This is a genomic window from Brevibacterium sp. W7.2, from assembly GCF_018137945.1.
Classification (GTDB): domain Bacteria; phylum Actinomycetota; class Actinomycetes; order Actinomycetales; family Brevibacteriaceae; genus Brevibacterium; species Brevibacterium sanguinis.
In genome coordinates this window covers 1,008,754-1,033,102 of sequence record NZ_CP073089.1, presented here as the reverse complement: position 1 = coordinate 1,033,102, position 24,349 = coordinate 1,008,754, and the positions used below count along the sequence as shown (strand labels likewise).

18 protein-coding genes are annotated in these 24,349 nt (G+C 68.8%); 8 read left to right on the top strand and 10 right to left on the bottom strand.

The annotated features are described in order from the left end of the window. Positions 1 to 120 precede the first annotated feature (120 nt). The 3 genes from J9315_RS04480 to J9315_RS04470 form a co-directional block, all read right to left on the bottom strand. Complete coding sequence (locus J9315_RS04480; protein ID WP_198499394.1) at positions 121 to 543, bottom strand: holo-ACP synthase; 423 nt, start codon at positions 541 to 543, stop codon at positions 121 to 123. Positions 544 to 744: 201 nt separating this feature from the next. Next, positions 745 to 2,619: a glutamine--fructose-6-phosphate transaminase (isomerizing) gene (glmS, locus tag J9315_RS04475; RefSeq protein WP_198499395.1), complete on the bottom strand. Its 1,875-nt coding sequence runs from the start codon at positions 2,617 to 2,619 to the stop codon at positions 745 to 747. 36 nt (positions 2,620 to 2,655) lie between these two features. After that, entirely contained in the window at positions 2,656 to 2,871 is a 216-nt protein-coding gene (locus J9315_RS04470) for a hypothetical protein (RefSeq protein ID WP_198499396.1), read from the bottom strand. A 15-nt stretch (positions 2,872 to 2,886) separates the two neighbouring features. Here J9315_RS04470 and coaA point away from each other — a divergent pair, with 15 nt between their 5' ends. Further along, positions 2,887 to 3,924, top strand: coding sequence for a type I pantothenate kinase (gene coaA, locus J9315_RS04465; RefSeq protein WP_137827057.1), 1,038 nt, complete (start codon positions 2,887 to 2,889; stop codon positions 3,922 to 3,924). 169 nt (positions 3,925 to 4,093) lie between these two features. Further along, on the top strand, positions 4,094 to 5,956 hold the full coding sequence (locus tag J9315_RS04460; RefSeq protein ID WP_198499397.1) for an ABC transporter ATP-binding protein: 1,863 nt from the start codon (positions 4,094 to 4,096) through the stop codon (positions 5,954 to 5,956). Between the two features lie 243 nt (positions 5,957 to 6,199). Here the strand turns inward: J9315_RS04460 and J9315_RS04455 are convergent, their stop codons facing one another. From J9315_RS04455 to J9315_RS04445, 3 genes are all read right to left on the bottom strand, one after another. Further along, positions 6,200 to 7,189, bottom strand: coding sequence for a hypothetical protein (locus tag J9315_RS04455; RefSeq protein WP_198499398.1), 990 nt, complete (start codon positions 7,187 to 7,189; stop codon positions 6,200 to 6,202). A 383-nt stretch (positions 7,190 to 7,572) separates the two neighbouring features. Further along, positions 7,573 to 8,262: a phosphonatase-like hydrolase gene (locus J9315_RS04450; RefSeq protein WP_198499399.1), complete on the bottom strand. Its 690-nt coding sequence runs from the start codon at positions 8,260 to 8,262 to the stop codon at positions 7,573 to 7,575. A gap of 22 nt (positions 8,263 to 8,284) precedes the next feature. Beyond that, positions 8,285 to 9,037 carry a GntR family transcriptional regulator gene (locus J9315_RS04445; protein ID WP_249121027.1) on the bottom strand — a complete coding sequence of 251 codons (753 nt, stop codon included), beginning with the start codon at positions 9,035 to 9,037 and terminating at the stop codon, positions 8,285 to 8,287. 189 nt (positions 9,038 to 9,226) lie between these two features. Between J9315_RS04445 and J9315_RS04440 the strand changes: the two genes are divergently transcribed. The 4 genes from J9315_RS04440 (at position 9,227) to phnE (ending at position 13,130) form a co-directional block, all read left to right on the top strand. After that, positions 9,227 to 10,375 (top strand): TIGR03364 family FAD-dependent oxidoreductase, encoded by a 1,149-nt coding sequence (locus J9315_RS04440; protein ID WP_211978883.1) that lies wholly within the window; start codon positions 9,227 to 9,229, stop codon positions 10,373 to 10,375. A gap of 194 nt (positions 10,376 to 10,569) precedes the next feature. Beyond that, complete coding sequence (locus tag J9315_RS04435; protein ID WP_198499402.1) at positions 10,570 to 11,475, top strand: phosphate/phosphite/phosphonate ABC transporter substrate-binding protein; 906 nt, start codon at positions 10,570 to 10,572, stop codon at positions 11,473 to 11,475. Between the two features lie 2 nt (positions 11,476 to 11,477). Beyond that, on the top strand, positions 11,478 to 12,272 hold the full coding sequence (locus J9315_RS04430; RefSeq protein ID WP_211978882.1) for an ATP-binding cassette domain-containing protein: 795 nt from the start codon (positions 11,478 to 11,480) through the stop codon (positions 12,270 to 12,272). Beyond that, complete coding sequence (gene phnE / locus J9315_RS04425) at positions 12,273 to 13,130, top strand: phosphonate ABC transporter, permease protein PhnE (protein WP_198499404.1); 858 nt, start codon at positions 12,273 to 12,275, stop codon at positions 13,128 to 13,130. It begins immediately after the preceding gene. Between the two features lie 128 nt (positions 13,131 to 13,258). Here phnE and glmM read toward each other — a convergent pair whose 3' ends face one another. The 3 genes from glmM to rplM all read right to left on the bottom strand — a co-directional run bounded on the left by glmM (position 13,259) and on the right by rplM (position 15,773). Next, positions 13,259 to 14,611, bottom strand: coding sequence for a phosphoglucosamine mutase (gene glmM, locus J9315_RS04420; protein WP_198499405.1), 1,353 nt, complete (start codon positions 14,609 to 14,611; stop codon positions 13,259 to 13,261). A 180-nt stretch (positions 14,612 to 14,791) separates the two neighbouring features. After that, the gene (gene rpsI, locus J9315_RS04415; protein ID WP_171007042.1) at positions 14,792 to 15,220 is read right to left on the bottom strand and encodes a 30S ribosomal protein S9; all 429 of its coding nucleotides are present in this window, start codon (positions 15,218 to 15,220) and stop codon (positions 14,792 to 14,794) included. 109 nt (positions 15,221 to 15,329) lie between these two features. Beyond that, positions 15,330 to 15,773 carry a 50S ribosomal protein L13 gene (gene rplM / locus J9315_RS04410; RefSeq protein WP_137825630.1) on the bottom strand — a complete coding sequence of 148 codons (444 nt, stop codon included), beginning with the start codon at positions 15,771 to 15,773 and terminating at the stop codon, positions 15,330 to 15,332. A gap of 267 nt (positions 15,774 to 16,040) precedes the next feature. Between rplM and J9315_RS04405 the strand changes: the two genes are divergently transcribed. Further along, complete coding sequence (locus J9315_RS04405) at positions 16,041 to 18,614, top strand: hypothetical protein (RefSeq protein ID WP_249121026.1); 2,574 nt, start codon at positions 16,041 to 16,043, stop codon at positions 18,612 to 18,614. Then, on the top strand, positions 18,611 to 20,968 hold the full coding sequence (locus tag J9315_RS04400) for a hypothetical protein (protein ID WP_249121025.1): 2,358 nt from the start codon (positions 18,611 to 18,613) through the stop codon (positions 20,966 to 20,968). The genes J9315_RS04405 and J9315_RS04400 overlap by 4 nt, the downstream gene beginning before the upstream one ends. A 438-nt stretch (positions 20,969 to 21,406) precedes the next feature. Here the strand turns inward: J9315_RS04400 and J9315_RS04395 are convergent, their stop codons facing one another. After that, the gene (locus J9315_RS04395; protein WP_211978881.1) at positions 21,407 to 24,001 is read right to left on the bottom strand and encodes a 5'-nucleotidase C-terminal domain-containing protein; all 2,595 of its coding nucleotides are present in this window, start codon (positions 23,999 to 24,001) and stop codon (positions 21,407 to 21,409) included. Positions 24,002 to 24,349 lie beyond the last annotated feature (348 nt).

Sequence of the window (24,349 nt, the reverse complement as noted above, 5' to 3'; positions counted from 1 at the left end):
TGTCGATGTGCGAGTCGGAGATCGACACTTTGCGACCTCGATTCGGTGGCACCGGCCGGACGCCGGGGCGCAGGGGCCCGGGGCGCGGGCGCCGGCGACTGCGGGCGCCGGGCCGAGCGTCTAGCCGAAGTGCTTCGCGTCCCACTCGACGCCGGGGCTAAGCGACGGCCCCTCACCCTCGGCGATGACGAAGGTCATCGTCACGTTCGCGTCGTGGGTGATCGAGAGGTGGAGGTTCGTGCCGCCGATGAGGCGGAAGTGCTCGAGGACGAGCCCGCGCAGGCGGAACGAGGGGGCACCGGAGCGGGCGGGAACCACCTCGGCGGACTGCCATGGCAGCCAGCCGGGGAACCCGATCGCCTTCTTCAGCGCCTCCTTCGCGGAGAACCGCGCCGCCAGGGATGCGTCCGTGCGGCGCTTCCCGTTGCGCTTGAGCTGTTCGGCAGGGGTGAGGAGGCGGTCGAGGAGTTCCGGCACGCGTTCGATGTGCTCGGCGAAGCGCGGCACATCGGCGATGTCGGTGCCGATTCCCAGAATGGCCATGGCCTCCCCTGTTCTCCAGAGTGACAGTTCTTCGATCCGACGTTCTCCGGTCCGACGTTCTCCAGTGCGGATGTTCTCCAGTGCGGCCCGGATGCGGGCCGTCCTGCACGAATGCGTGCCGTGCGACTGATCAGCGTGCGCCCGGTCAGTGTGCGACTCGAGCCCGGGCCGCATCATGCGCGGCCCGGGCTCGAGGATGCGTCATTCGACGGTGACGGACTTCGCGAGGTTGCGGGGCTGGTCGACGTCGAGTCCCTTCGCCGTCGCGAGCTCCATCGCGAAGATCTGCAGCGGCACGGTGGTCAGCAGCGGCGCCATGAGCGTCGTCGTCTCGGGGACGTAGATGACCTCGGACGCGAACTCGCGCACCTCCTCGTCACCCTCCTCGGCGATGACCACGGTGTTCGCACCGCGGGCGCGGACCTCCTGGATGTTCGAGATCACCTTCGCGTGGAGCGAGTCGCGGCCGCGCTTCGACGGCACGACGATGATGACGAGCTGGCCGTCGTCGATGAGCGCGATCGGGCCGTGCTTGAGCTCACCGGCGGCGAAGCCCTCGGCGTGGATGTAGGCGAGCTCCTTGAGCTTGAGCGCGCCCTCCATCGCGACCGGGTAGCCGACGTGGCGGCCGAGGAAGAGCACCGAGCCGACGTCCTCGTTGCGCCGCGCGAGCTCGAGGACCTGGTCCTTGCCCTCGTCGAGGATCCGCTGGATCTTCTCCGGGATCGTCTGCAGCTCCTTGAGGATGAGCGAGATCTCGTCGCGGAACTTGTTCCCGCGCAGCTGCGCGAGGTAGAGGCCGAGCAGGTAGCAGGCGACGACCTGCGAGAGGAACGCCTTCGTCGAGGCCACGGCGATCTCCGGTCCGGCGTGCGTGTAGAGCACGGCGTCGGATTCGCGCGGGATCGTCGAGCCGAAGGTGTTGCAGATCGCGATGACCTTCGCGCCCTGCTGGCGGGCGTGGCGGACGGCCATGATCGTGTCCATCGTCTCGCCCGACTGGGAGATCGCGACGATGAGCGTCTTCTCGTTGACGACGGGATCCCGGTAGCGGAACTCGTGGGCGAGTTCGACCTCGACGGGGATCCGGCACCAGTGCTCGATCGCGTACTTCGCGACCTGACCGGCGTAGGCGGCGGTGCCGCACGCGACGACGACGATTTTGTCGATCGTCTTGAGCACGGCCTCGTCGATGTTCATCTCGTCGAGGGAGAGCTTGCCGTCGGTGTCGAAGCGCCCGAGCAGGGTGTCGCCGACGGCCTGCGGCTGATCGTGGATCTCCTTGTCCATGAAGGAGGAGAATCCGCCCTTCTCCGCCGAGGCGGTGTCCCAGTCGACCTCGAACTGCTCACCGGGCACGACCTTGCCGGCGAGGTCGGTGATGACGACCGAGTCGGGCGTGATCGTCACGACCTCGTCCTGGCCGATCTCCACGGCTGTGCGCGTGTAGTCGATGAATGCGGCGACGTCGGAGCCGAGGAAGTTCTCCCCCTCGCCGAGGCCGATGACCAGCGGCGAGTTGCGGCGCGCGGCGACGACGGTGCCGGGCAGGTCGGCGTGGACGGCGAGCAGGGTGAACGCGCCCTCGAGCTGCTGCGCGGTCTCGCGCATCGCGGCGGTGAGGTCGCCGGTGGCGCGGTAGTTCTTCGCGAGTTGCGCGGCGGCCACCTCGGTGTCGGTCTCCGAGGTGAACTCGAAGCCCTCGGCGACGAGCGGAGCCTTGAGCTGCGCGAAGTTCTCGATGATGCCGTTGTGGATGAGCGCGAGGCGCCCTCCGTCGGCGACATGGGGGTGGGCATTGACGTCGGTCGGTCCGCCGTGGGTCGCCCACCGGGTGTGTCCGATGCCCGTCTGCGCGAGCGGCAGCTCGTTCGCCTCGAGGTCATCGGTCAGGTTGGAGAGCTTGCCTGCCTTCTTCGCCGTGGCGAGTTCGCCATCGGGGGTGACGAGGGCGACTCCAGCGGAGTCATATCCTCGGTATTCGAGCCGTTTGAGACCGGCGAGCACAACGTCGAGCGCAGTATGGTCGACATCGGCGACCGGCGCACTGGAGACATAACCTACGATTCCACACATGAGCAGAATTTTACTGGGCCGCGTCAAGCCCACCGCTCACCGGGTCCCCCGCTCTCCCGCCGAGGTGACCGGCCCCACTGCGCGGCCGTGACCGGGGGCACTGCGGGGGCGTGACCAGGGGCACGACGCGGGTGTGAACGGGGGCATCCCACCGAGGCGACCGCCCGACCGCACGGCCGTGACGACCGCCTCCCCCGCCTCGGCGAGGACGCTGCCGATGACCGGGTGCGCACGGCACCTCACATGACGCATGACACAATTGTCCCCATGCCTCATGTCGACCCCCAGCTGGACCGTGCGCGCCGCCTCGCCGGACTCAACACCGCGAAGAAGATCGAGGACCAGCCGAGCTCGCCGTTCTGGGAGTTCGACCGCGAGGTGTGGGGGAAGCTCGCGCAGTCGACGCCGCTGCCGCTGACCCAGCGCGACATCGAGCGGCTGCGCGGCCTCGGCGACCGCATCGACCTCGACGAGGTGGCTCAGGTCTACCTGCCGCTCTCCCGCCTGCTCAACCTCTACGTCTCCGCCCGGCAGGGCAAGCACCAGATGACGCGGGAGTTCTTCTCCCCCCTCCACGAGCTCGGGCTCGAACCGCAGGACGCCAAGCGCACCCCGTTCGTCATCGGCGTCGCCGGGTCGGTCGCGGTCGGCAAGTCGACGACGGCGCGCGTGCTCCGCGAGCTCCTCGCCCGGTGGCCCGACACCCCGCGCGTCGAGCTCATCACCACCGACGGCTTCCTCTACCCCAACGCCGAGCTCGAACGCCGTCACCTGGGCGGACGCAAGGGCTTCCCCGAGTCGTACGATCGCCGCAGGCTCCTCCGGTTCCTCTCGGCCGTGAAGTCCGGTGCCCCCGAGGTCCGCGCGCCCGTGTACTCCCATCACACGTACGACATCGTTCCCGGCGCCGAGGTGGTCGTCCGCTCCCCCGATGTCCTCATCGTCGAGGGCCTCAACGTCCTCCAGCCGGCCCGGCCCCGCCCCGATGGCACCGTGGGCCTGTCGACGAGCGACTACTTCGACTTCACCGTCTACGTCGATGCTCGTTCCCGCGACATCCGCGAGTGGTACGTCTCCCGCTTCCTCAAGCTCAAGCACGGCGCGTTCCAGGACCCCGACTCCTACTTCCACCGGTACTCGAAGCTCAGCGACGACGAGGCGGTGACGCTGGCGACGGAGATCTGGGACTCGATCAACTTCCCCAACCTCCGGGAGAACGTCCTGCCCAGCCGCGGCCGCGCCGACCTCGTCCTCCACAAGTCCGCCGACCACACGATCCGCAAGGTGCAGCTGCGCAAGCTCTGACCGCCTCGGCGGGGCATCTCCTGCGATTCTCGGAAATAGAATCGCCGCGCAAATAGTTGCACAGGGTGCACAGTTTGAGATCTCCGAGGAGGCGATGCGCCTTCGCCCGGGCCGCTGCGCGATCACGAGCACGCGACGCCGAGGGGCGAGAAGAGGAAATGAGGCCACGATGAGCATGCAGTCAGCCCACCGACTGATGTACACCTCGGTGAAGAACAAGCGCACCCCGGACACGAAGATCCAGCCGGGCACCTACCGGCGGATCGTCGGCTTCGCCAAGCGGCACAAGAAGAAGCTCGCCGTCTTCCTCACCCTCTCCGTCGGATCGGCGATCATCGGCGTGCTCAACCCCGTCCTCGCCGGTGACGTCGTCAATGCGATCACCGGGGGCGGCCCCGTCGCCACGGTCGTGTGGATCGCCGTGGCCATCGGGGCCCTGGCGATCGCCGATGCCGCGATCAGCATCTCCAACCGCTACCTGTCCTCGCAGATCGGCGAGGGCCTCATCTTCGACCTGCGCACGGCCGTCTACGAACACGTGCAGTCGATGCCGATCGCGTTCTTCAACCGCACCCGCACCGGCGCACTCGTCTCCCGCCTCAACACCGATGTCATCGGTGCGCAGCGGGCGTTCTCGAACACCCTGTCGGGGATCGTGTCGAACATCGTCTCGCTCATCCTCACCGTCGGCGTGATGGTGACGATCTCCTGGCAGGTCACCGCCCTGTCGATCCTCCTGCTCCCGCTCTTCATCATTCCCACCAGGCTGCTCAGCGGGAAGCTCGCGTCCCTGCAGTTCCAGGCCGCGGAGAACAGCGCGGACATGTCGACGCGGATGACCGAGCGGTTCTCCGCGGGCGGCGCCACCCTCATCAAGCTCTTCGGCAATCCGGCCACGGAGAACCGAGAGTTCGCCGATCGCGCCGGTCAGGTCCGCGACATCGGCGTCAAGGTCGCGATGCTCCAGTCGACGTTCGTCTCCTCGCTCACCCTCGTCTCCGCCCTCGCCCTCGCTCTCGTCTACGGCATCGGCGGCGCCCAGGCCGTCCTCGGCAATCTCAACGCCGGTCAGGTCGTCACCCTCGCGCTCCTGCTCACCCGGCTCTACACGCCGCTGACGATGCTCGCGAACGCCCGACTCGACATCATGAGCGCGGTCGTCAGCTTCCAGCGGGTCTTCGAGATCCTCGACCTCGTGCCCTTCATCAAGCAGCCGACCCAGCCCAAGGAGCTGCCGGCGACCGGCCTCGACATCCGCTTCGACGATGTCAGCTTCGCGTACCCGAGCGCGCAGCAGGTCAGCCTCGCGAGCCTCGAGGACGTCTCCGTCCTCGACTCCCGCGGCGGGCAGGAGGTCCTCCACGACCTCGACTTCACGATCCCGGCCGGGCACACCGTCGCCCTCGTCGGGTCCTCGGGGGCCGGCAAGTCGACGATCGCCTCCCTCCTGCCGCGCCTCTACGACGTGACGAAGGGGGCGATCACGATCGGCGGCGTCGATGTCCGCGAGCTCTCCGCCGAGACGCTGCGCCGCACCGTCGGCGTCGTCACCCAGGACGGTCACGTCTTCCACGAGTCGATCCGCTCGAACCTGCTCCTCGCGAAGCCCGATGCCACCGAGGCGGAACTCGCCGACGCCCTCGACCGGGCGCAGCTGCACACCGTCATCGCGAGCCTGCCCGACGGCCTCGACACCGTCGTCGGCGAACGCGGCTACCGCCTCTCCGGCGGCGAGCGCCAGCGCCTGACGATCGCGCGGATGCTGCTCGCAGCCCCGGAGATCGTCGTGCTCGACGAGGCCACCTCGGCGCTCGATTCGACGAACGAGGCGGCCGTCCAGCAGGCGCTGACGCAGGCGATGTCGGGGCGCACCGCGCTCGTCATCGCCCACCGGCTCTCGACGATCCGGCAGGCCGACACGATCCTCGTCGTCGAAGACGGTCGCATCGTCGAATCCGGCTCGCACTCCGAACTGCTCTCCCGCGGCGGCCGCTACGCGGAGCTCTACGCGACGCAGTTCTCCGCCAGCTGAGGCCCGGGAAGGGGCCCGAGCGGTTAGCAGAGCGAGGGGTGCCCGGACGAGTTAAAGAGTGCGGAGTTGCGGAGCGGGGAGCCCGGGCAGGTTGCGCGGCGCGCTGTCGCTCAACATTTCGCGTGAATATCAGCGCTTCCCCGAGCCCGAACTCCCTCGCTCAGCAGTTGGCGCGAAAATGTGGCCTTTGGAGACCACATTTTCGCGTTAACTGTTGATTGAGCAGAGCACGGGCAGCGGCACTCAGCCTGCGGTTGAGCGTACAGGCCGCGGTGGTGTCCGTCGTTCGATCGCCGCTTTGATTCGGAGAAACTGGGTCGCGGCGAAGAGGTCCTGCCACGTCAGTCGAAATACCTCGTATCCGAGATTGCGGAGGGCGTACTCTCTGCGCCGCTCCTGCTCGAATGCCTTCTTCGGGTCCACACCTTTGAGGTGGTACTTCCCTGCGCCATCGAACTCGGCAACCACCTTGGCCTGCCTGTTCGCGAAGTCGGTGCGTGCGACGAACCGGCCGTTCTCGTCGACGATGACGACCTGCGGTTCGACCCCCGGAACGGAGAACTCCACGAAGCGGACTGCGGTGATCGACTCTCCCACCGATTCGCGACGCCCGTCGACGTTCTCCATCACTGTGTCGATCCGTCGCTGCCGGGTGCGCACGGGATGGTCGGCGACGTAGGTCTGGAGCTGTGCCTCGGTGATGACCGATCGATGCAGAGCGTCGTCGATCGCAGCGACAGCGAGGGCGAGCGGATAGTCCCGCGCGAGATCGAACAGAGTGCGGAGGACTGAGGTGACCGGAATCCCGTCGACACGGACGATGTCTCGCTCGTCGAGCGAGCGGCGCCTCACCTGCATCGACGGCCTGCGCAGACCACACCGTTGATGGACTGACTCGGCGAACACATCACGCTCATGCTCGATGTAGGGGACAGCGAGTCCGTGGATGATGAGCGCACTGCGGTGGGAGAACACCGCGTGCGGCAGAATCTTGCCGACGTACGACCGGACCAGGATGCGCAGATCTTCGTTGCGCTTGAGCTGCCCTTCTGTCTCGCGAGGGAGGTCGGTGGCGTCATCCGCAGCGACGTTCGAGACGAACCGGTGAGCATCCACCGCACATGACTTGGTGACGACGTAGATTCCCCGGCGGACGCGCCGCAGGCAGCACTTCTCGGCTCTGAGAATGTCGTACTCGCTCAGGCCTGCCGTTCTCAGCTCCGCAGCGCTCATGCATATGAACATGCATCAAGAGTGATCAAAAGACAGCACTGTGACAATACCTCTGGATCAATCTGTGGATAACTTGTCACTTGAGTGCACAGGTCGCGCAATTTTCAGGGCTGGTAGTGGGCTTCGGTGCAGGCTGTCGCTCAACACTTCGCGTGAATGTCAGCGCTTCGCCGAACCCGAAGTCCCTCGTTCAACAGTTGGCGCGAAAAAGCGGCCTTTGGGGACCATTTATTCGCGCCAACTGTTGAACGAGCAGAAGAACCCGGGAGGAGGTGTGCGGAGCTGAAGGCACCGGGCGGCGGGGTACGGCGCGGACGGCCCCACGCGGGAAGCCCGGCCGGGCTGCGGCGCCGGCGGCCGGGCTGCGGCGCGTTGGGAGCCCCTCAGTCGCGGAGGCCGAGGTACTGCGGGATCTCGGCGACCGAGGGCAGGGACTGCGCCCCGTCCTGCGCCGCGAAGTCGGCGGCGGTGAGTTTGCCGGTCTCGACCCCGAGGACGACACCGGCGCCGGCGGCGGCTCCGGCCTCGACGTCGACGACGGTGTCACCGGCGACGAGCACCGCGGCCACGTCCTTCGTGCCGGTGCGCTCCATCGCGCGCTGGATCATGTACGGGTAGGGGCGCCCGGCGGCGACCTCATCGGAGCAGACGACCGCGTCGAGGTTGCCGTCCTCCCCCGTCGCCCAGCCGAGTCCCTCGAGCAGAGGCCCGGCGACATCGGTCGAGAACCCCGTCGTCAGCGCCACCTTGACGCCGTTGCAGCGGAGTTCGGCGAGCGCCTCGGGGATGCCGGGCAGCGGCTCGGGCGGGGTCGCTGCATAGAAGTCGCGGAGTAGCGCGCGGAAGCGGTCGAACGAGGCCGCCACCGTCGCCTCGTCGCCGGCGTGCCCGCCGAGGCGGAGCAGGCTGCGGATCGCCTCGACCTTGTCCGCGCCCATCCACGTCTGGAGGTTCTCGTCGGAGACCTCGACGCCGTTCTCCTCGACGCTCTGGCGCAGTGCGCGGTAGACGTCGCCGTGTTCGTTGAGGGTGGTGCCGGCCATGTCGAAGACGGCGAGTTCGATGGTGGTCATGGGTGTGCTCCTTGAGTGAGTGTCAGGTGTCGGGAATGAGGCGGACGACGGAGTTCGCCGCCCCCGCGGTGTTGTTGATCGTGAACGTGACCTGGTCGGGCAGATAGTGGTCGTCGGAGTACTCGACGGGCACGCCCGACCCGGTCGAGGTGATGCGCCGTTCGCGCAGCAGCGGCGAACCGACGGGGACGTCGAGAAGTTCGGCGTCGACGTCGCCTGCGGCGATCGCGTCGAAGGTGTGCCGGGCGGCGACGAGTTCGACGTCGTTGGCTTTGAGGTGGGCGAAGATCGACCCGCTGTCGGTGTCGAAGTCGAAGAGGTGGCGTCCCGCGTCGAGGGTGAACGCCGTGCGCTCGACCATGACGGGCACCTCGTCGAGGAGGCGGAGGCGGATGATCTCGACGACGAGCTCTCCGACCGGGACGCCGAGGTTGAGCGCGACGTCCTGGTTCGCCGCGCGCTTGGCGAGTTCGACCGTGCGCTGGCCCGGGGTCCGGTTCGTCGAATGCGCCCACTCGGAGAACGAGAGGAAGCTCGTCATCGACTGCGTCGGGATCGAGCCGACGACGTGCGCGACCGCCCCCTGTCCGCCGGCGATGATCCCCTCGGCCCGCAGCGCCGACAGCGCCTGGCGCACCGGGCCGCGGGAGACGGAGAACTCACGACACAGCTCGGCTTCGCTCGGGACTGCGGCTCCGATCGGCAGGCGGCCATCGGTGATCCGCGCGCGGAGTTCGTCGCCGATGACCCGGTGCAGCGCGGTGCGCGGCTCCATAGGTGAACGAGAACTTGTCATCATAGGTTCGACCCTAACCCACTCCCCACGTCCCGACCGGCATCTCGTTTGAACGCCGGGTGAACAGATTCTGACTCTGCGGGATCGTATATGAACGGCTCAACAACTTATATATACATGCCCCGAATCGGCTTGTCCCAGACGTTCCCGACACGGCAGTCTCGAGGCATGAACCATTCTCACATCATCGTCGTCGGGGCCGGCATCGTCGGTCTCGCCCACGCTCGGGCCGCTGCCCGGCGGGGGCATTCGGTGACGATCCTCGACGTCGACACCGCCCCGCGCGGTGCCTCGGTGCGCAATTTCGGACATGCCTGCATCACCGGTCAGACCGACGAGTTCGCCGAGCTCGCCTCCGCCGGCCGCGACCAGTGGATCGCCGCGGCCGCCGAGTCCGGCTTCTGGGCCGCGGAGACCGGGGCGTACGTCGTCGCCACCTCCCACGCGCAGATGGCCGTGCTCGAACAGGCACGACTGTCCAAGGCGCCCGGCGCCATCGACCTCCTCACCCCCGAACGGCTCGCCACCGCCGTCACCGGTGACCCGCACGCTCGCCTGCGCGGCGCCGTCGGCGGCGCCCACCTCACGGCCGACCTCCGGGTCGACCCGCGCACCGCGGCACCGCGGATCGCGCAGACCCTGGCGGCCGCCTCGGCGATCGAGCTCCGCACCGGAGTCCGGGTCGGTCGGGTGGGCGACGGCGTCGTCGAGACCAACCGGGGCACGTTCACCGCCGACCACGTCATCGTCTGCACGGGGCACCAGCTGCCCGCGCTCTTCCCCGAGCTCGCCGCCGAGGCGGGCCTCGTCGAATGCGCGCTGTCGATGGCCCTGGCCGCGACCCCGGAGCACATCCGCACCGATGCCGCGATCCTCTCCCGCACCTCGCTGCTGCGCTACGACGCGTTCGCCACGATGCCCGCCGCCGAGGCGGTCCGCGACGAGGTCGCCCGCAGCGCTCCCGAACTCCTCGCGGTCGGCGCGAACGTCATGTTCGGACCCCGGCCCGACGGGACGATCATCATCGGCGACTCCCACGTCTACGGGGAGAACGTCGACCCGTTCCTGCCCGAATCGACGACGGAGGTCCTGCTCGCCGAGGCGGCCGCCGTCCTCGATCAGCCCACCGGGTTCTCGATCCGCCAGCGCTGGCAGGGGGTCTACGCCTCGAGCGAGTCCCGCCCGCTCATCGTCGAGTCCGTCGATGAGCGGACCACGGTCGCGACCGTGGCGACCGGGATCGGGATGACCATCGCCTTCGGACTCGCCGAGCGCACCCTCGCCGGCATCCGCCGCGCCGACCGCCCCGCCGCCTGAGGAGGCAGGGCACGGCAGAGACTGCCGCGCCCTGCCCGCCCGTGCCCACAGACCTGACCTGACCGAACTCCGTCCTGACCAGACCCTGTCCGTCCACACCACAGTCCTGTCCACAACTCCGTCCTGCCCGCAATCGACCCCGTCACCACGCACCGATCACCAGACACCAACCACCACACACCAGAAGGATCGCCATGAAACGCTCTCATATCGCCCTTGCCACCGCCGCTCTCGTCCTCGCCCCCGTCGTCCTCGCCGGCTGCACTCCGGCCGCGGAGGCCGAATCGGCCACGTGCCCCGACGGCAAGATCACGTTCGGCATCGAGCCGTTCGAGGATCCGCAGAAGCTCGAACCCGCCTACCAGGCTGTCGGCGCCTCCCTCGGTGAGGCCCTCGACTGCGAGGTCGAGGTCCAGGTCCTCGAGGACTACTCCGCCGAGGTGCTCGCCATGGAGAACGGCAAGCTCGACATCGGCCAGTTCGGCCCGCTCGGCTACGTCTTCGCCTCCGAGCGCGCCGGCGCCGAACCGCTCGTGTCCTTCGGCACCGCCGACGGTGAGCTCAGCTCCTACACCGGCGGCATCTGGGTCGCCAAGGACTCCGACATCGAGACGCTCGAAGACCTGCGCGGCAAGGACCTCGCGCTCGGCAGCGTGGGCTCGACCTCGGGTGACGCCCTCCCCCGCTTCGCGCTCGCCGAGGCGAACATCGCCGAATCCGACATCAACCTCAACTACGCCGGCGGCCACCCCGAGTCGCTGCTCGCCCTGACCAACGGCGCCGTCGACGCCGCGCAGATCAACTCGCAGACGATGGGCACCGCGATCAAGGAGGGCACCTTCAACGAAGAGGACTTCCGTCAGATCTGGCAGTCCGATCCCATCCCGAACGACCCGATGACCGTCCGCGCCGACGCCGACCCCGAGTTCAAGGCCGCCGTCAAGGACGCCCTGCTCAACATGCCCGCCGATGACCTCGAAGAGGTTGCCGGCTACCTCGGTGTCACCCCGGCCGGCCAGCTCATCGAGGTCGACAAGTCGACCTACCAGCCGCTGTTCGACCTCGCGGAGACGATGAACCTCACCGAAGAGGACGTGTGAGCATGGCGACGAAGACCGTGAAGCCCGCGTCCGCCGAGGAGGCGGCCGGGTCAGCGGGAAGCGACGACTCGGCGCCTCCCCTGCTCCGGGTGGACGGCCTCGCGGTGTCCTTCGGGTCGAAGCGGGTGCTCGACGATGTCAGCTTCAGCGTCGCCCCCGGTGAGCTGCTCGCGTTCCTCGGCGCCAACGGCTCGGGCAAGTCGACGACGCTGCGTGCCGTCGCCGGTCTCACTCCCTACCAGAGCGGGGACATCGAGGTCGGCGGCAGCCACGGCCGCCCGGCCATGGTGTTCCAGAAGATCCACCTCGTCGCCCGCCGCTCGGTGCTCGACAACGTGTGCGCGGGAGCGCTGGGCCGGATGTCGAGCCTCGCCTCGCTCCATCCGTGGCTCTTCCCGGCGGCGATCCGCCGGGAGGCCATGGTCGCCCTCGACCGCGTCGGTCTCGCCGACCGGGCGACCGACCGGGCCGGCACGCTCTCGGGCGGTCAGCAGCAGCGTGTGGCAGTCGCCCGGGCATTGTGCCAGGGCGCCGAGGTGCTGCTGGCCGACGAACCCGTCGCCGCCCTCGACCCGCAGGCCGCGCGCACGGTGATGTCCCTGCTGCGCGATCTCGCGCACAACGAGGGCCTCGCCGTCGCCGCCGTCCTCCATCAGCCGGATCTCGCCCGGGAGTTCGCCGATACGATCATCGGCCTGCAGTCCGGGGAGATCGTGCTGCGGGGCACCTCCGAGGAGGTCTCCGCCGAGGCGATCACCTCCCTCTACACGACCGCCCCGATCGCGGAGGACGAGTAGATGAAGACGATTCCCGACACCCGCGGCACCACCCTGCGGACCGTGCCGCTGAGGAACACGACCTCAGCGCTCCAGCCGCCTATCCGCCGCTTCGGCGGGTGGCAGCTGGCGACGGCGATCGTCGTCATCGTCCTCCTCCACGTCGTCGCGATCCGGGAGACGGACTTCTCGTTCGTCACCCTCCTCGACGGTCGCCAAGGGATGATCAACTTCCTCTCCGAGGCATTCCCGCCGAACCTCAGCTGGGAGGACACGCTGTGGCCCGGCATCGAGGCCACGGGCATCACCCTGTGGATCGGCCTGCTCGGCACAACCCTGTCGATCCCCACCTCGGCGCTGCTCGCGGTGCTCGGATCGCGCACGACGTCACCGAACCGGTTCGTCTACCAGATCGCGCGCTCGATCATGTCGTTCCTCCGCGCGGTGCCCGACATCGTCTTCGCGCTCGTCTTCGTCACCGCGGTCGGCCTCGGGCCCTTCCCCGGCGTGCTCGCGCTCATCTTCCACAACACGGGAGTCATGGGCAAGCTGTGGTCGGAGGCGATCGAGGAGATCGATCCGGGGCCGTCGGAGGCGCTGAAGACCGCCGGGGCCTCCCGTGGACAGATCGTCGCGAACGCGACGTTCCCGCAGGTCGTCCCCCAGCTCTTCGGGCTGCTCCTCTACCGGTTCGACGTCAATGTCCGGTCCTCGCTCGTCCTCGGCCTCGTCGGGGCCGGCGGCATCGGACTGCTCATCAACCAGGCGATCAAGTCGTTCCAGTTCGACTCGATGCTCACCTACATCCTCATCGTGCTCGTGCTCATCATCGCCGTCGACCTCTTCTCCGCCGGCGTGCGCAAGAAGCTCGCCCTGTGAGGGGATGATCCCACCGAGGCGATCGCTGAGACAGGTCGCCCGCCGAGGCGGTGCGACCGTCCAGCGTGAATGATTGAGGGGCCCTGCAGCAGAGATCTGCTGCAGGGCCCCTCGTCGTCATTGTGCGCTCAGAGCGCGAGGTGCTCCTTGACGACGGCGGCGAGGCGCTCGGCCTGGACCTGGGAGACCTCTTCGGTCTCGGCCTCGACCATGACGCGGATGAGGGGTTCGGTGCCCGAGGCGCGCAGCAGCACCCGGCCGGTGCCGTTGAGTTCAGTCTCCACGGCGGCCACCTCGGCGGCGACCTCCGGGATGTCGACACGGTGCTTGTCGACGCCCTTGACGTTGACGAGCGCCTGCGGCAGCTGTGGGATCTCGGCGGCGAGATCGGCCAGGGTCCGCTTCGCGTCGGCCATCCGCTTCATCAGGTGCAGGGCTGTCTGCACGCCGTCACCGGTCGTGCCGTGATCGAGCATGAGGACGTGACCGGACTGCTCTCCGCCGAGCGCGAAGTCATCGGCGAGCATCCGCTCGAGGACGTAGCGGTCGCCGACGGCCGTCTGCACCGTGCTGATGCCGTGCTTGTCCATCGCCAGGCGCAGTCCGAGGTTCGACATCACTGTGGTGACGAGCGTGTTCCCCCGCAGTTCGCCGAGCTCCTTGAGTCCGATCGCGAGGATGCCCATGAGCTGGTCGCCGTTGACGACGCGGCCGAGGGAGTCGACGGCGAGGCAGCGGTCGGCGTCACCGTCGAAGGCGACGCCGAGGTCGGACTGGGTCTCGACGACGAGGCGCTGGAGGGATTCGAGGTGGGTCGACCCGACACCGTCGTTGATGTTGAGGCCGTCGGGTTCGGCGGCGGAGACGATGACCTCGGCCCCGGCCTGACGGAGTGCGGCGGGACCGACGATCGACGCGGCGCCGTGAGCGCAGTCGGCGACGACCTTGAGGCCCGAGAGGGGGCGCACGCCGTCGGGCGCGATCGAGCGGACGAGCTTCTCGGTGTATTCGTCGGCGGCGGCCGGGTATCGGGAGATGCGGCCGACGTCGGAGCCGATGGGGCGCTCCCACTCCTGGTCGAGGATGTCGAGGATCGCGTCCTCGACGGCATCGTCGAGCTTCGTGCCGCCGGCGGCGAAGAACTTGATGCCGTTGTCGGGCATGGGGTTGTGGGAGGCGGAGATGACGACGCCGAAGGCCGCTCCGGTGTCCTTGACGACGCTGGCGATGCCCGGGGTGGGCAGCATGCCCGCGTCGAGGACGTCCACACCTGCCGAGGCGATGCCCGCACTCGTGGCCGCGGAGAGGAACTCTCCCGAGACGCGGGTGTCGCGTCCGATCACGGCGAAGGGGCGGCGGTCGCCGTCCCAGGAGCGGGTGAGCACGCGGGAGGCGGCGACGGAGAGCTGGAGCGCGAGCTTCGCGGTGATGTCGCGATTGGCGAGTCCGCGCACTCCGTCGGTACCGAAGAGTCTGGCCATGGGCAAGTCCTTTCCTCAAGGTTCGTTTCGATGTTAGTCGATGGTCATCTGCGCGTTGAGGAGCGCGCGGTGACCATTCGGCGGTGAATGCACGAAGTGCGGCCCCGAACGGGTTCGGGGCCGCACGTGCGCCGCCGACTGCGCATCAGTGGCAGACCATGCGCAGACGGTGCGAGCGGATCAGCGCTTCGAGAACTGCGGAGCCTTGCGGGCCTTCTTGAGACCGGCCTTCTTGCGTTCCTTGACGCGAGCGTCGCGGCGCAGGAAGCCTGCCTTCTTCAGTTCGGGGCGGTTCGACTCAGCGTCGATCTGGTTGAGCGAACGAGCGATGCCCAGACGGACGGCACCGGCCTGTCCGGAGGGTCCGCCGCCCGAGATGCGCACGACGACGTCGAAGCGGCCTTCGAGGTCGAGCAGGCGGAATGGCTCGTTGACGAGCTGCTGGTGCAGCTTGTTCGGGAAGTACTCCTCGAGAGTGCGTCCGTTGATCGTCCACTCGCCGGAGCCCGGGATGAGGCGGACGCGGGCGATCGCCTGCTTGCGGCGGCCCACTCCGTTGCCGGGGGCGGTGAGGGACTGTCCGCGTCCACCGGCGGTCTGGTCGCCCAGGCCGGCGTCTGCGGGGGTCTCGGAGGTGTATTCGGTCAGTTCTTCGACTTCGGTCGCGTTGGCGGTGTCAGCCACGGTTCTCCTCGGTATCTCTGTGACTCAAGCGCGCTTACTGCGCGACCTGGTTGAGTTCGTACGGCTGCGGGTTCTGCGAGGCGTGCGGGTGCTCGGCGCCCGCGTAGACCTTGAGTTTCCGCATCTGGGCGCGTCCGAGGCGAGTCTTCGGAACCATGCCGGCGACAGCCTTCTCGACTGCGCGCTCGGGGTTCGACGCGAGCAGCTCGGCGTAGTTGACGCTCTTGAGGCCGCCCGGGTAGCCCGAGTGGTGGTAAGCGCGCTTCTGCTCGAGCTTCGCGCCGGTCAGCGCGACCTTGTCGGCGTTGATGATGATGACGAAGTCACCGGAATCGATGTGCGGGGCGAACGTGGTCTTGTGCTTGCCGCGCAGCAGGCGTGCAACCTGGGTGGCAAGACGACCGAGCACAACGTCAGTGGCGTCGATGACGTGCCACTGGCGCTCGACATCGCCGGGCTTGGGGGTGTACGTACGCAAAAGTAGCCTTCTTTTCGTATCTCATGGGGCCAGTGCCTGGGCGGACTCATCGGGTCGTGAGGCTGATGCGTCCGAACACTGTCTGTCTTCAATCGGGTCCGTTCGTCGAGTGCTTCCCCACCTACGGGCCTGCAACGCAAGAGGCTATGCAAGGGAGCACGACGAGCGCACACAACGACAATCAAATATACATGCCCCGCGGCCCGGTGAGCAAACGTCCAGGTCGGGGTCAGGAGGGGGAAATGCCGCACCCGATACCATTGTCCTGTGCCGCCTCAATCCGTCCTGCCCCGCCGCCTTCCCTCCCACCGGCTCCTGGTGCTGGGGATCATCGTCGGGCTCGTGGCACTCTTCGTCTCCCCCGCGTCATCTCCCGCGTGGGCGCAGTCGACTCCGACACCCCCCGCCGAGGCGCCGGCCGACTCCGGTGACAGCGCTGCCGCTGCCGCCGAAAGCAAGACGGTTGTCTTCGGCATACCGGGTCTGACCATAGGAGACATCGATCCGGAGCGGACTCCGAATCTCTTCGAGGTCTTCCGCACCGGGGCGGCGGCGAACCTCAACGTCCGCACGATCGGGTCCGCGACGTGCCCGGCATCGGGCTGGCTGTCCTTCGGATCCGGTGCCCGCGCCGAGGCGGGTCCCCCTCACGAACCCGACGTCGACAACCCTGCCCGCTGCCCTGCCCTCATCGCCCCGTCGACGAGCACCGATCCGGCCGCCGACGACGAGGTCGAGGTCGCCGAAGGGCCTGAGGGTGATGAAAGTCTCCTCACCCGTCCCGGAGAGACGGTGCCTGCGACGATTCCCGACTTCGACGCCGTCAGGGAGCCGAACCAGGGCACCGGCTACACCGTCGACTACGGAATGCTCTCCCGCCTCGTCGGTGAGGCAGGCGCGCCTGCCGGCCTCGACGCCTGCGTCGCCGCCGAGGGTCCGGGTGCGGCGTACGCCGTCGCCGATGAGAACGGGCAGATCGGCAATTACACCGAGGACGCGATCGCGGCGAACTGCCGCCTCGCACTCGTCGATCTCGGATCGATCGGCTCCCGTTCGTGGCTGTTCGACCCGATCCCCAACTACTCCTACACCGTGCCCACCGACTACGACCGGCGCGCCTCCGTCGAGGAGGCCGACCGCCGCCTCGGCGATCGGCTCGAGCAGCTGCGCTCCCAGTCGGAGGCGGAGCCGACTGTCATCATCGCCGGTCTCGGTGACAGTTCGAGTTCTCCCCGGCTGCGGGCCTTCCTCGCCTCGGGACCCGGTTTCGTTCCGGGCACGCTCTCCTCGGCGTCGACGCGGACGGAGGGTCTGCTCCAGATCACCGACCTCGCCCCGGGCATCCTCGAGCGCCTCGGCATCGACTCCCCGAGCGGGATCTCCCTCGACGTCACCCCGTCATCGGCGTCACCGGAGGACCGTCGCCTCGACCTCGAGACCGAGGCGACGAAATCGGAGTTCGTCTACGAGAACCTCTCGACGTTCTCCCTCTTCCTCGACATCGCCTTCTACGTCCTCGTCATCCTCTGCGGGCTTCTGCTCAGCACGATCTTCATCGACCGCTGGGCCCCAGGCCTCCGCGGCGCCATCGCCCGTCGCGCCGACCTGACCGGTCACCCGGACCGGAGCGGTCGCGCGATCACAGCGCCCACCGCGGAGGCCCCGGACACCGGCAGTGCCGGACTCGCCGCCGCTGCGCCGGCCCCGACCACCGGCGCCTGGGTCCACCGCACGCTGGCGTGGATCGCCTTCGTCCTCGCGACGATTCCCATGGGGGCGTTCCTCGCGGGACTGCTGCCGTGGGCGCGGTTCCCGCACCCGCAGTTCGGTCTCTTCCTCTCCGTGGCTCTCGGGGCCGCCGCGATGCTCCTCCTCTCCCTGCTCCCGCCGTGGGGTCGGACGTGGCGGGGACGCGTCGCCGCGCTCTCCCTCCTCACCGTCGTCATCATCGCCGTCGACCTGGCGACCGGGTCGCGGCTGCAGGCGAATTCGCTGCTCGGCTACAACCCGATCGTCGGCGGCCGCTACTACGGTCTCGGCAATCAGGGCGCTGCGATCTTCATCGCGAGCCTCTTCGTCTTCCTCGGCCTCCTCGTCTCCCGCCTGCGTGCCGCAGGCCACCAGCGGCTCGTCCTCATCGTCCCTGCCGTCATCGGCCTGGCTGCGGTGTTCGTCTCCGGGAACCCGTCGTGGGGAGCGAAGTTCGGCGGCACGATCGCCACCCTCGCCGGTCTCCTCGTCCTCCTCGCCCTCGTCAGCCGCATCCGGCTCTCGCTGCTGCGGCTCGGACTCATCGGCGTCGCGTCACTGGCGGCGCTCATCGGCATCGCGTTCCTCGACTGGCTGCGACCGGCCGGCAGCCGCTCTCATTTCGGGAACTTCTTCGACCAGCTCGTCACCGGAGAGGCGCTGCAGGTCGTCGGTCGCAAGCTCAGCGCGAACCTCCACATCATCCAGGTGAATCCGGCGCTGTCGATCGTCACCCCTCTCGCGATCATCGCGATCCTCGTCTTCCTCCGCTACCTCCTCCACTTCCCCCGGTTCCAGGGGCCGACCCGGACCGCGCGGTTCCTCGACCACTGGCGGGGACGCCTGCCCGAGGTCTTCACCGACGAGGACGTCCACTTCGGCTTCCTCGCCGCCGTCACCGGGCTCACCGTCGGCCTCGTGCTCACGGACTCCGGCATCGCCGTGCCCTCCACCGGCGCCATGGTCCTCCTGCCCTACCTCCTCGCCCTCTGCGCCGATGACCTCACCGTCCCACACGGCACTGACACGACACGCGGTGCCGCCGCCCTCCTCACGTCCGCCGCCGACGCGACCCGGGAACCGGGCCGATGAGCGCTGCCGTGCGTCCGTGGCTGCTGCGCGTCCTCCTCGGGGCGCTGGCCGCCCTCGTCCTCATCACCGGCCTGCCGCAGGCCGGGCAGGCTGTCGGTACAGGGCAGGCTGCCGGTGCCGGCCACTCCGCGCACACCGCGAGCACCGCGAGCGCCGCGCAGGCGGCAGGTTCCGGCCGGAGCGCCGACGCCCCCCGCCCCGCGGAGAACGCCCCGATCCTCATCGGCACCTCGGGGTTCACGTTCGAGGACCTCGACCCGCAGACGACTCCGAACCTCTGGGCGATGATGCAGTCCTCGCAGATCGGGACGATGACCCCGCGCAGCGTCCGCTCCGTCAGCTGCCCCGTCGACGGGTGGCTCGCCGTGGGATCGGGCCGCCGTGCAGCCGACGAACCGCGGCAGCAGTGCCGCAAGCCCCAACCGCCCCTCGACGGCTGGGTCGCCGACTGGGACGTCTTTCAGCAGGTCGCACGCGGGGACAACTACGATGCCGCCCTCGGCGGTCTCGCCGAAGCCGTCCCGGCGATCTCCGCCTACGGTCCGGGAGCTGCGATCGCCGCGGCCGATCCGAGCGGTCGCATCGGCCAGTGGGAGCCGATCGCCGACGACATCGGCCTCCGGGCCGCCTCGGCGTCGGAATCCGGCGAGCTCGCCATCGTCGACCTCGGCAATTCGGAGGCCGACGGCTACTCGCTCAAAGACCTCGACCGTCGGGTCGGGGCGATCCTCACCGCGACCGGCTGGCTCGGCGCCGACCCGGCGGCCGGCATCGGCGAGGGCACCTCGCCGATCATCTTCGCCTCGATCGCCGACGGCACCCACGACGGGTCCTCGATGCAGGCGACGATGATGCTCGAACCCGGGGCCGAGCCCGGACTCCTCACCTCCTCGTCGACACGGCAGCCGGGGCTCATCCAGGTGCCCGACATCGCGCCCACGCTCGTCCAGCTGAGCGGCGGGGAGACGATGGGCAACGTCGCCGGGGCGCCGATGACATCGAACCCCGGCGGGTCGTGGGAGTCGCGCTTCCAGTCGGTGCTCGACCGGCAGGTCGCGGTGACGACGCAGAACGAGATCTCGACGTGGTTCTTCCCCGTCGTCGCCTCGCTCATGGCCGGGCTGCTCGCCCTCGCGTGGTTCCTCCGTCGCCGCCATCGCGAGCTCGTCCACTCCACGGCGTACCGCCTCGGCGTCGTCTTCGCGGCGATGCCCGTGTCGACGTACCTCGTCAACGTCCTCCCGTGGGAGCGGGCGACGAACCCGGACATCGCGATGCTCGGTGCGCTCGTCGGGTGGTCCGTCGTGCTCGGAGCACTCGCCCTCCTCGGGCCGTGGCGCCGTTCGCAGCTCGGCCCCGTCCTCTTCGTCTCCGCCGTCACGGTGGGCGTGCTCGCCTACGACGTCATCACCGGCTCGCAGCTGCAGATGTCGACCCTCCTCGGCGAGCCCCTCCTCATCGCCTCCCGGTTCTACGGGATCGGCAACTCCGCGCTCGCGCTCTACTGCTGCGCCCTGCTGCTCGCCGTCGCCGGCTTCGCCTCCCTCGCAAGACGACCGCTGACGCGACTGGCGATCGTCCTCGTGCCCGTCCTCCTCTCCTGCGTGCTGCTCGCCGCTCCGGGGCTCGGCACTAAGTTCGGGTCGGTGCCCACGCTCATCATCGGCGTCGCCTACCTCGCCCTCGCCTCGGCGGGCATCCGCTTCTCGGTCAAACGTCTCGGCCTCACGGTCGGCATCGCCGGCTTCGTCATGCTCCTCGTCCTCTTCCTCGACTGGCTGCGCCCGGCTGCCCAGCGCACGCACTTCGGCCGCTTCTTCGACTCGCTCATCAACGGTGAGGCCCTCGGGGTGCTCGCGCGCAAGATCGACATGAACATCGACATCCTCACGCAGTCGTGGATGACGGTCATCCTGCCGCTCATCATCATCGCCGTGTTCTGGGTCGCGCTCACCCCCGCGCGCTTCTCGATGCACGGACTCACCGACCTCTACGCGCGCTTCCCGCTGCTGCGCGCGGCGATGATCAGCCTCGCGATCCTCCTCGGCGTCGGCACCTTCATCAACGACTCCGGAATCGTCGTCCCCGCCGTCGGCATCCTCTTCCTCGTCCCCGTCCTCGCCCATCTCGAGACGCACCCCCGCGCCGAGGCGACCGCGGGCTCCGGGCGCGCAACGCCGGGTCTCGGTGGGGCGTCCGGTGGCGCTGACGGGGTCTCCGCTGACGGTGACGCGTCGGATGGCGCTGACGCTCGTGCGAGGTCGGCGACGCACCGCGGTGCGTCGGTCGGCGCCGAAGCGCCGGCCGGTCGCGAGGACGCCGGAACCTCCGGCGACCGTCAGTCGTCCAACTGACCCTGCCGCGAACGCAGAATGATGACGACGGCAATGCCCTGTCACCGGCGATCACATCCTGGCACCGGCGGCCACGTCTCGTCCGGACGGTCCCGACGACTGCGACGTCTGGACGAGTCCCGATGTCAGCGGCGTCTGCCTGTGGCGACGGGGCGTCCTGCGGCGGAGCAGTCCGGACACCAGTGACGACGTCCGGAGAACAACGACGCACTCCGGCGTACAGCGGCTGCGTCGGGGCAACAGCAACAATCGGGATGAGATAGTCAGTCGAGAGGACAGCGAGGGGCCGGGGAGATCACTCCCCGGCCCCTCATCCAAGCGCTGCGCTCAGTCCTGGTCACGGCTCACGTCGCGCCAGCGGCGACGGCGCCCGGCGTAAACCAGCGGCGCTCACCGCGCCCCCGCAGCACTCGTGTCACGGGCTGAGCGCTCTCATTCTCAGATGCTGATGTTCGCCTTCCTGCGCCGCACCACGGCGATGGCAGCGCCGCCGGCGACGATGAGTGCAAGTGCGGTGGCGACGAGATTGAGGGCCTCGAAACCGGTGCGCGGCAGGTCACCGCCATCCTTCGAGCCGGACGCGTTCGACGCCGAGTCCGAACCGGCACCCGAGCCCGCTCCCCCGCCGTTCGACGAGGCGTTCGCACCGTCTGCGGAAGCGTTCGCACCGTTCGCATCCGAGGCGCCCTGGTCCGAGCTGTCGGCGCTGCCGCCGTTCGACGACGCGTCCGAACCGCCCTGATCCGAGCCATCGGCACTGCCGCCATCAGCATCCGCACTGCCGCCGTCGGCGTCGGCTCCGGCATCGGAACCGGACCCGCCGACGATCTGCGCCGTCGCCTCGAACGGGTGCGGCAGCGGCATCGGGTTGTTGTCCCACCAGTCGGCCTCGCCCGCCTGCAGCGTCGTCGTCACGGTGACTTCACCGGAGGCGTCCTCGGGTGCGGTGACGGTGATCGGAACCTCGCTCGTCCCGGCCGGGATCCCGTCGAGCGTGATCGTCGCGGCAGCGGCCTGGGCCCCCGCCTCGGCGGCAGACGCCTTGGCCGTCGCCGACTGCGGGGTCCCCGCCTCGACGCTGTAGCCCTCGGGCACGTCGACGGTGACGTCGATGGGTCCGGGCACCTCGCCCTTCGAATCCGACTTCAGGACGAAGTCTCCGCTGGCACCTGGGGCGATGCCGTCGGCCGGGGCGGTCAGCTCGGCGGTGACGTCACCGGTGCTGATGACGTCCTGGGCCGCGTCGGCCTGCCGTTCGGACTTGTCGGGCGCCACCGGCGAGTTCTTCTGGAAGTAGTTCGTCCACGTCTCGAAGTCCGTGAGGCCCGAGAGCTCGAACGACCCCTTCGCGAAGGAGGAGAAGTTGTCACCGCCGGCGGCGAGGAAGCTCAGGGTCGCGACGCGGTAGTCCCGGTTCGGATCGATCTCCTCACCGTTGACCTTGACCGACTTCACGCGTTCGCCGCGGGCCGCGGTCGAATCGTAGACGACGTCGAGCTCCTTGGAGATGCCGAGGTGGAGGAACGGGCGCGAGGCGCCGTCGGGCTGCCACTGCTCTTCGAAGAGACCGATGACGTCGGCGCCCTTCATCGTCACGACGCCGTGGTCGTTGGCGAACGGCAGCACCGCGTTGAGTTCGGCGGCCGTGACCTCGCACGGCTGCTCGTTGTTGTAGATGTCGTCGCACTTGAGATCCGTGCGCAGTCCGCCGGGGTTGGTGATGCCGAAGTCCGCGGGCGCGAGCTGGGAGTCCTCGACCCCGTCCTTGAGGGAGTCGGCGACGAGGTTGCCGAGCGTCGACTCCGCCCCGCGGTCCTCCGCACCGTCCTCGGTGAACGCGCGCGTGATGTCCTCGGTGATCGTGCCCTCGACGACGGAGCCCGGACCCTTCGCCTGCTCCTCGGCGTCGGCGACGATCTGCTTCACCTCGTCGACGACCGGCGAGGCGTAGTCCTTGTCCTCGGTCGACAGCAGATCCGAACTCGATGTCGTCCAATTGCCCGCACCGTCGGATTCGAGCTTGATCTGCCCGACATAGGAGCCGTAGTTCCCCGCCTGGAGAACCGGCCGCGTGCGCTCGGGGTCGCCGGGGACGGGGGCGTTGAAGTTCGATGCGAGGTGCGTATGACCGGTGAGCAGGGCGTCGACGGAGGCATCGGCCTCGGTGACGAGCTTCTTGAACTCCGCGTTCGAGGCCTCCGCGGCCTCGAGGCTGTCGGTGGCAGAGGCGCCGAGGTGGGCCTCGACGACCGTCATGTCCGGCTGCTGATCCTCCGGCAGGGCCTCGATCTCACCGACGACGCGGTTGACGGCGTCCGTCGGGTCGCCGAAGTCGACGTTGGCGATGCCCGCCGGGGAGACGAGTGAGGTGGTGTCCTGGGTGACGACCCCGATGACGGCGATCTTCACACCTCCGACGTCGAGCGTCGTGTAGTCCTCGAGACCGTCGACGACGTCGGTCGTGCCCTTGTCGTAGACGTTCGCGGCGAGGTACGGGAAGTCGGCTTCCGAGACGACGCGGCCGGTGAGGTCGTCGATGCCCCTGTCGTATTCGTGGTTGCCCGTGGCCGAGCCCTGGAGTCCGATCGCGTTGAGGACGTCGATCGTCGGCGAATCCTCCTGCGAGGACGACACGTAGGTCGAGGCGCCGATGCTGTCACCGGCGGCGATGAAGGCGGTACCGGCGGCGTTGTCCTCGGCTGCGAACTTCGCGCGCTCCTCTTCGACCACCGAGGCGACCTGGGCTCCGGCTTCGGAGATCCGACCGTGGAAGTCGGTGATCCCCATGAGCTGGACCTTCGTGCCGGCCGAAGCGGCATTGGGATCGGCGGTCGGGGCAGTCGTCGGGGCAGGCGAGGCGTCACCGGGATCCGATGCACCGGTCTCTGCCGGTGCGCTGTCGTCGGTCGGCTCCTGGGTCGAGGTCGTTGAGGACTCTCCGAGTCCGGCCGCGGCGACCGGCGCGGTTCCGGGCAGCGTCAGCAGCGAGACGGCGGCGCCGGCGGCGAGCACCTTGGGAAGAAGCTTCGACATAGATTCGCATCCTTGTGGTCGTGGCGTCCGCCGCCGGGCGGCGGGAGGAGAAGAGGAACGAGCGTGATCATCGTGTCGCAGCGAAGCGAACGATGAGTGACGTGTACGTGAATCTACACAGGATTCTCACACCTGGGAAGAGGATTCCTCTCAAAATCGCGACCGATGACGACAAGGACAGCAGTCGGAAACCGCGCTGTCGGGCCGCCGCCCTGGGCACGGAGAGCGGCGCACGACCCGGCGTTCGGGCCGTGCGCCGCCGTCTGAGCTCAGCGCGAGTCGGGCCCAGCGCGAGCCAGACTCAGTGCGAGTCCGGCTCTGCGCGAGCCAGGCTCAGCATAAGTCGGG

What these genes read in the sequence shown, in the direction of transcription:
- J9315_RS04480 (WP_198499394.1), bottom strand. Translation starts at nt 543, where the DNA reads ATGGCCATTCTGGGAATCGGCACCGACATCGCCGATGTGCCGCGCTTC.
- glmS (WP_198499395.1), bottom strand. Translation starts at nt 2,619, where the DNA reads ATGTGTGGAATCGTAGGTTATGTCTCCAGTGCGCCGGTCGCCGATGTC.
- J9315_RS04470 (WP_198499396.1), bottom strand. Translation starts at nt 2,871, where the DNA reads ATGCGTCATGTGAGGTGCCGTGCGCACCCGGTCATCGGCAGCGTCCTC.
- coaA (WP_137827057.1), top strand. Translation starts at nt 2,887, where the DNA reads ATGCCTCATGTCGACCCCCAGCTGGACCGTGCGCGCCGCCTCGCCGGA.
- J9315_RS04460 (WP_198499397.1), top strand. Translation starts at nt 4,094, where the DNA reads ATGAGCATGCAGTCAGCCCACCGACTGATGTACACCTCGGTGAAGAAC.
- J9315_RS04455 (WP_198499398.1), bottom strand. Translation starts at nt 7,189, where the DNA reads ATGAGCGCTGCGGAGCTGAGAACGGCAGGCCTGAGCGAGTACGACATT.
- J9315_RS04450 (WP_198499399.1), bottom strand. Translation starts at nt 8,262, where the DNA reads ATGACCACCATCGAACTCGCCGTCTTCGACATGGCCGGCACCACCCTC.
- J9315_RS04445 (WP_249121027.1), bottom strand. Translation starts at nt 9,037, where the DNA reads ATGGAGCCGCGCACCGCGCTGCACCGGGTCATCGGCGACGAACTCCGC.
- J9315_RS04440 (WP_211978883.1), top strand. Translation starts at nt 9,227, where the DNA reads ATGAACCATTCTCACATCATCGTCGTCGGGGCCGGCATCGTCGGTCTC.
- J9315_RS04435 (WP_198499402.1), top strand. Translation starts at nt 10,570, where the DNA reads ATGAAACGCTCTCATATCGCCCTTGCCACCGCCGCTCTCGTCCTCGCC.
- J9315_RS04430 (WP_211978882.1), top strand. Translation starts at nt 11,478, where the DNA reads ATGGCGACGAAGACCGTGAAGCCCGCGTCCGCCGAGGAGGCGGCCGGG.
- phnE (WP_198499404.1), top strand. Translation starts at nt 12,273, where the DNA reads ATGAAGACGATTCCCGACACCCGCGGCACCACCCTGCGGACCGTGCCG.
- glmM (WP_198499405.1), bottom strand. Translation starts at nt 14,611, where the DNA reads ATGGCCAGACTCTTCGGTACCGACGGAGTGCGCGGACTCGCCAATCGC.
- J9315_RS04400 (WP_249121025.1), top strand. Translation starts at nt 18,611, where the DNA reads ATGAGCGCTGCCGTGCGTCCGTGGCTGCTGCGCGTCCTCCTCGGGGCG.
- J9315_RS04395 (WP_211978881.1), bottom strand. Translation starts at nt 24,001, where the DNA reads ATGTCGAAGCTTCTTCCCAAGGTGCTCGCCGCCGGCGCCGCCGTCTCG.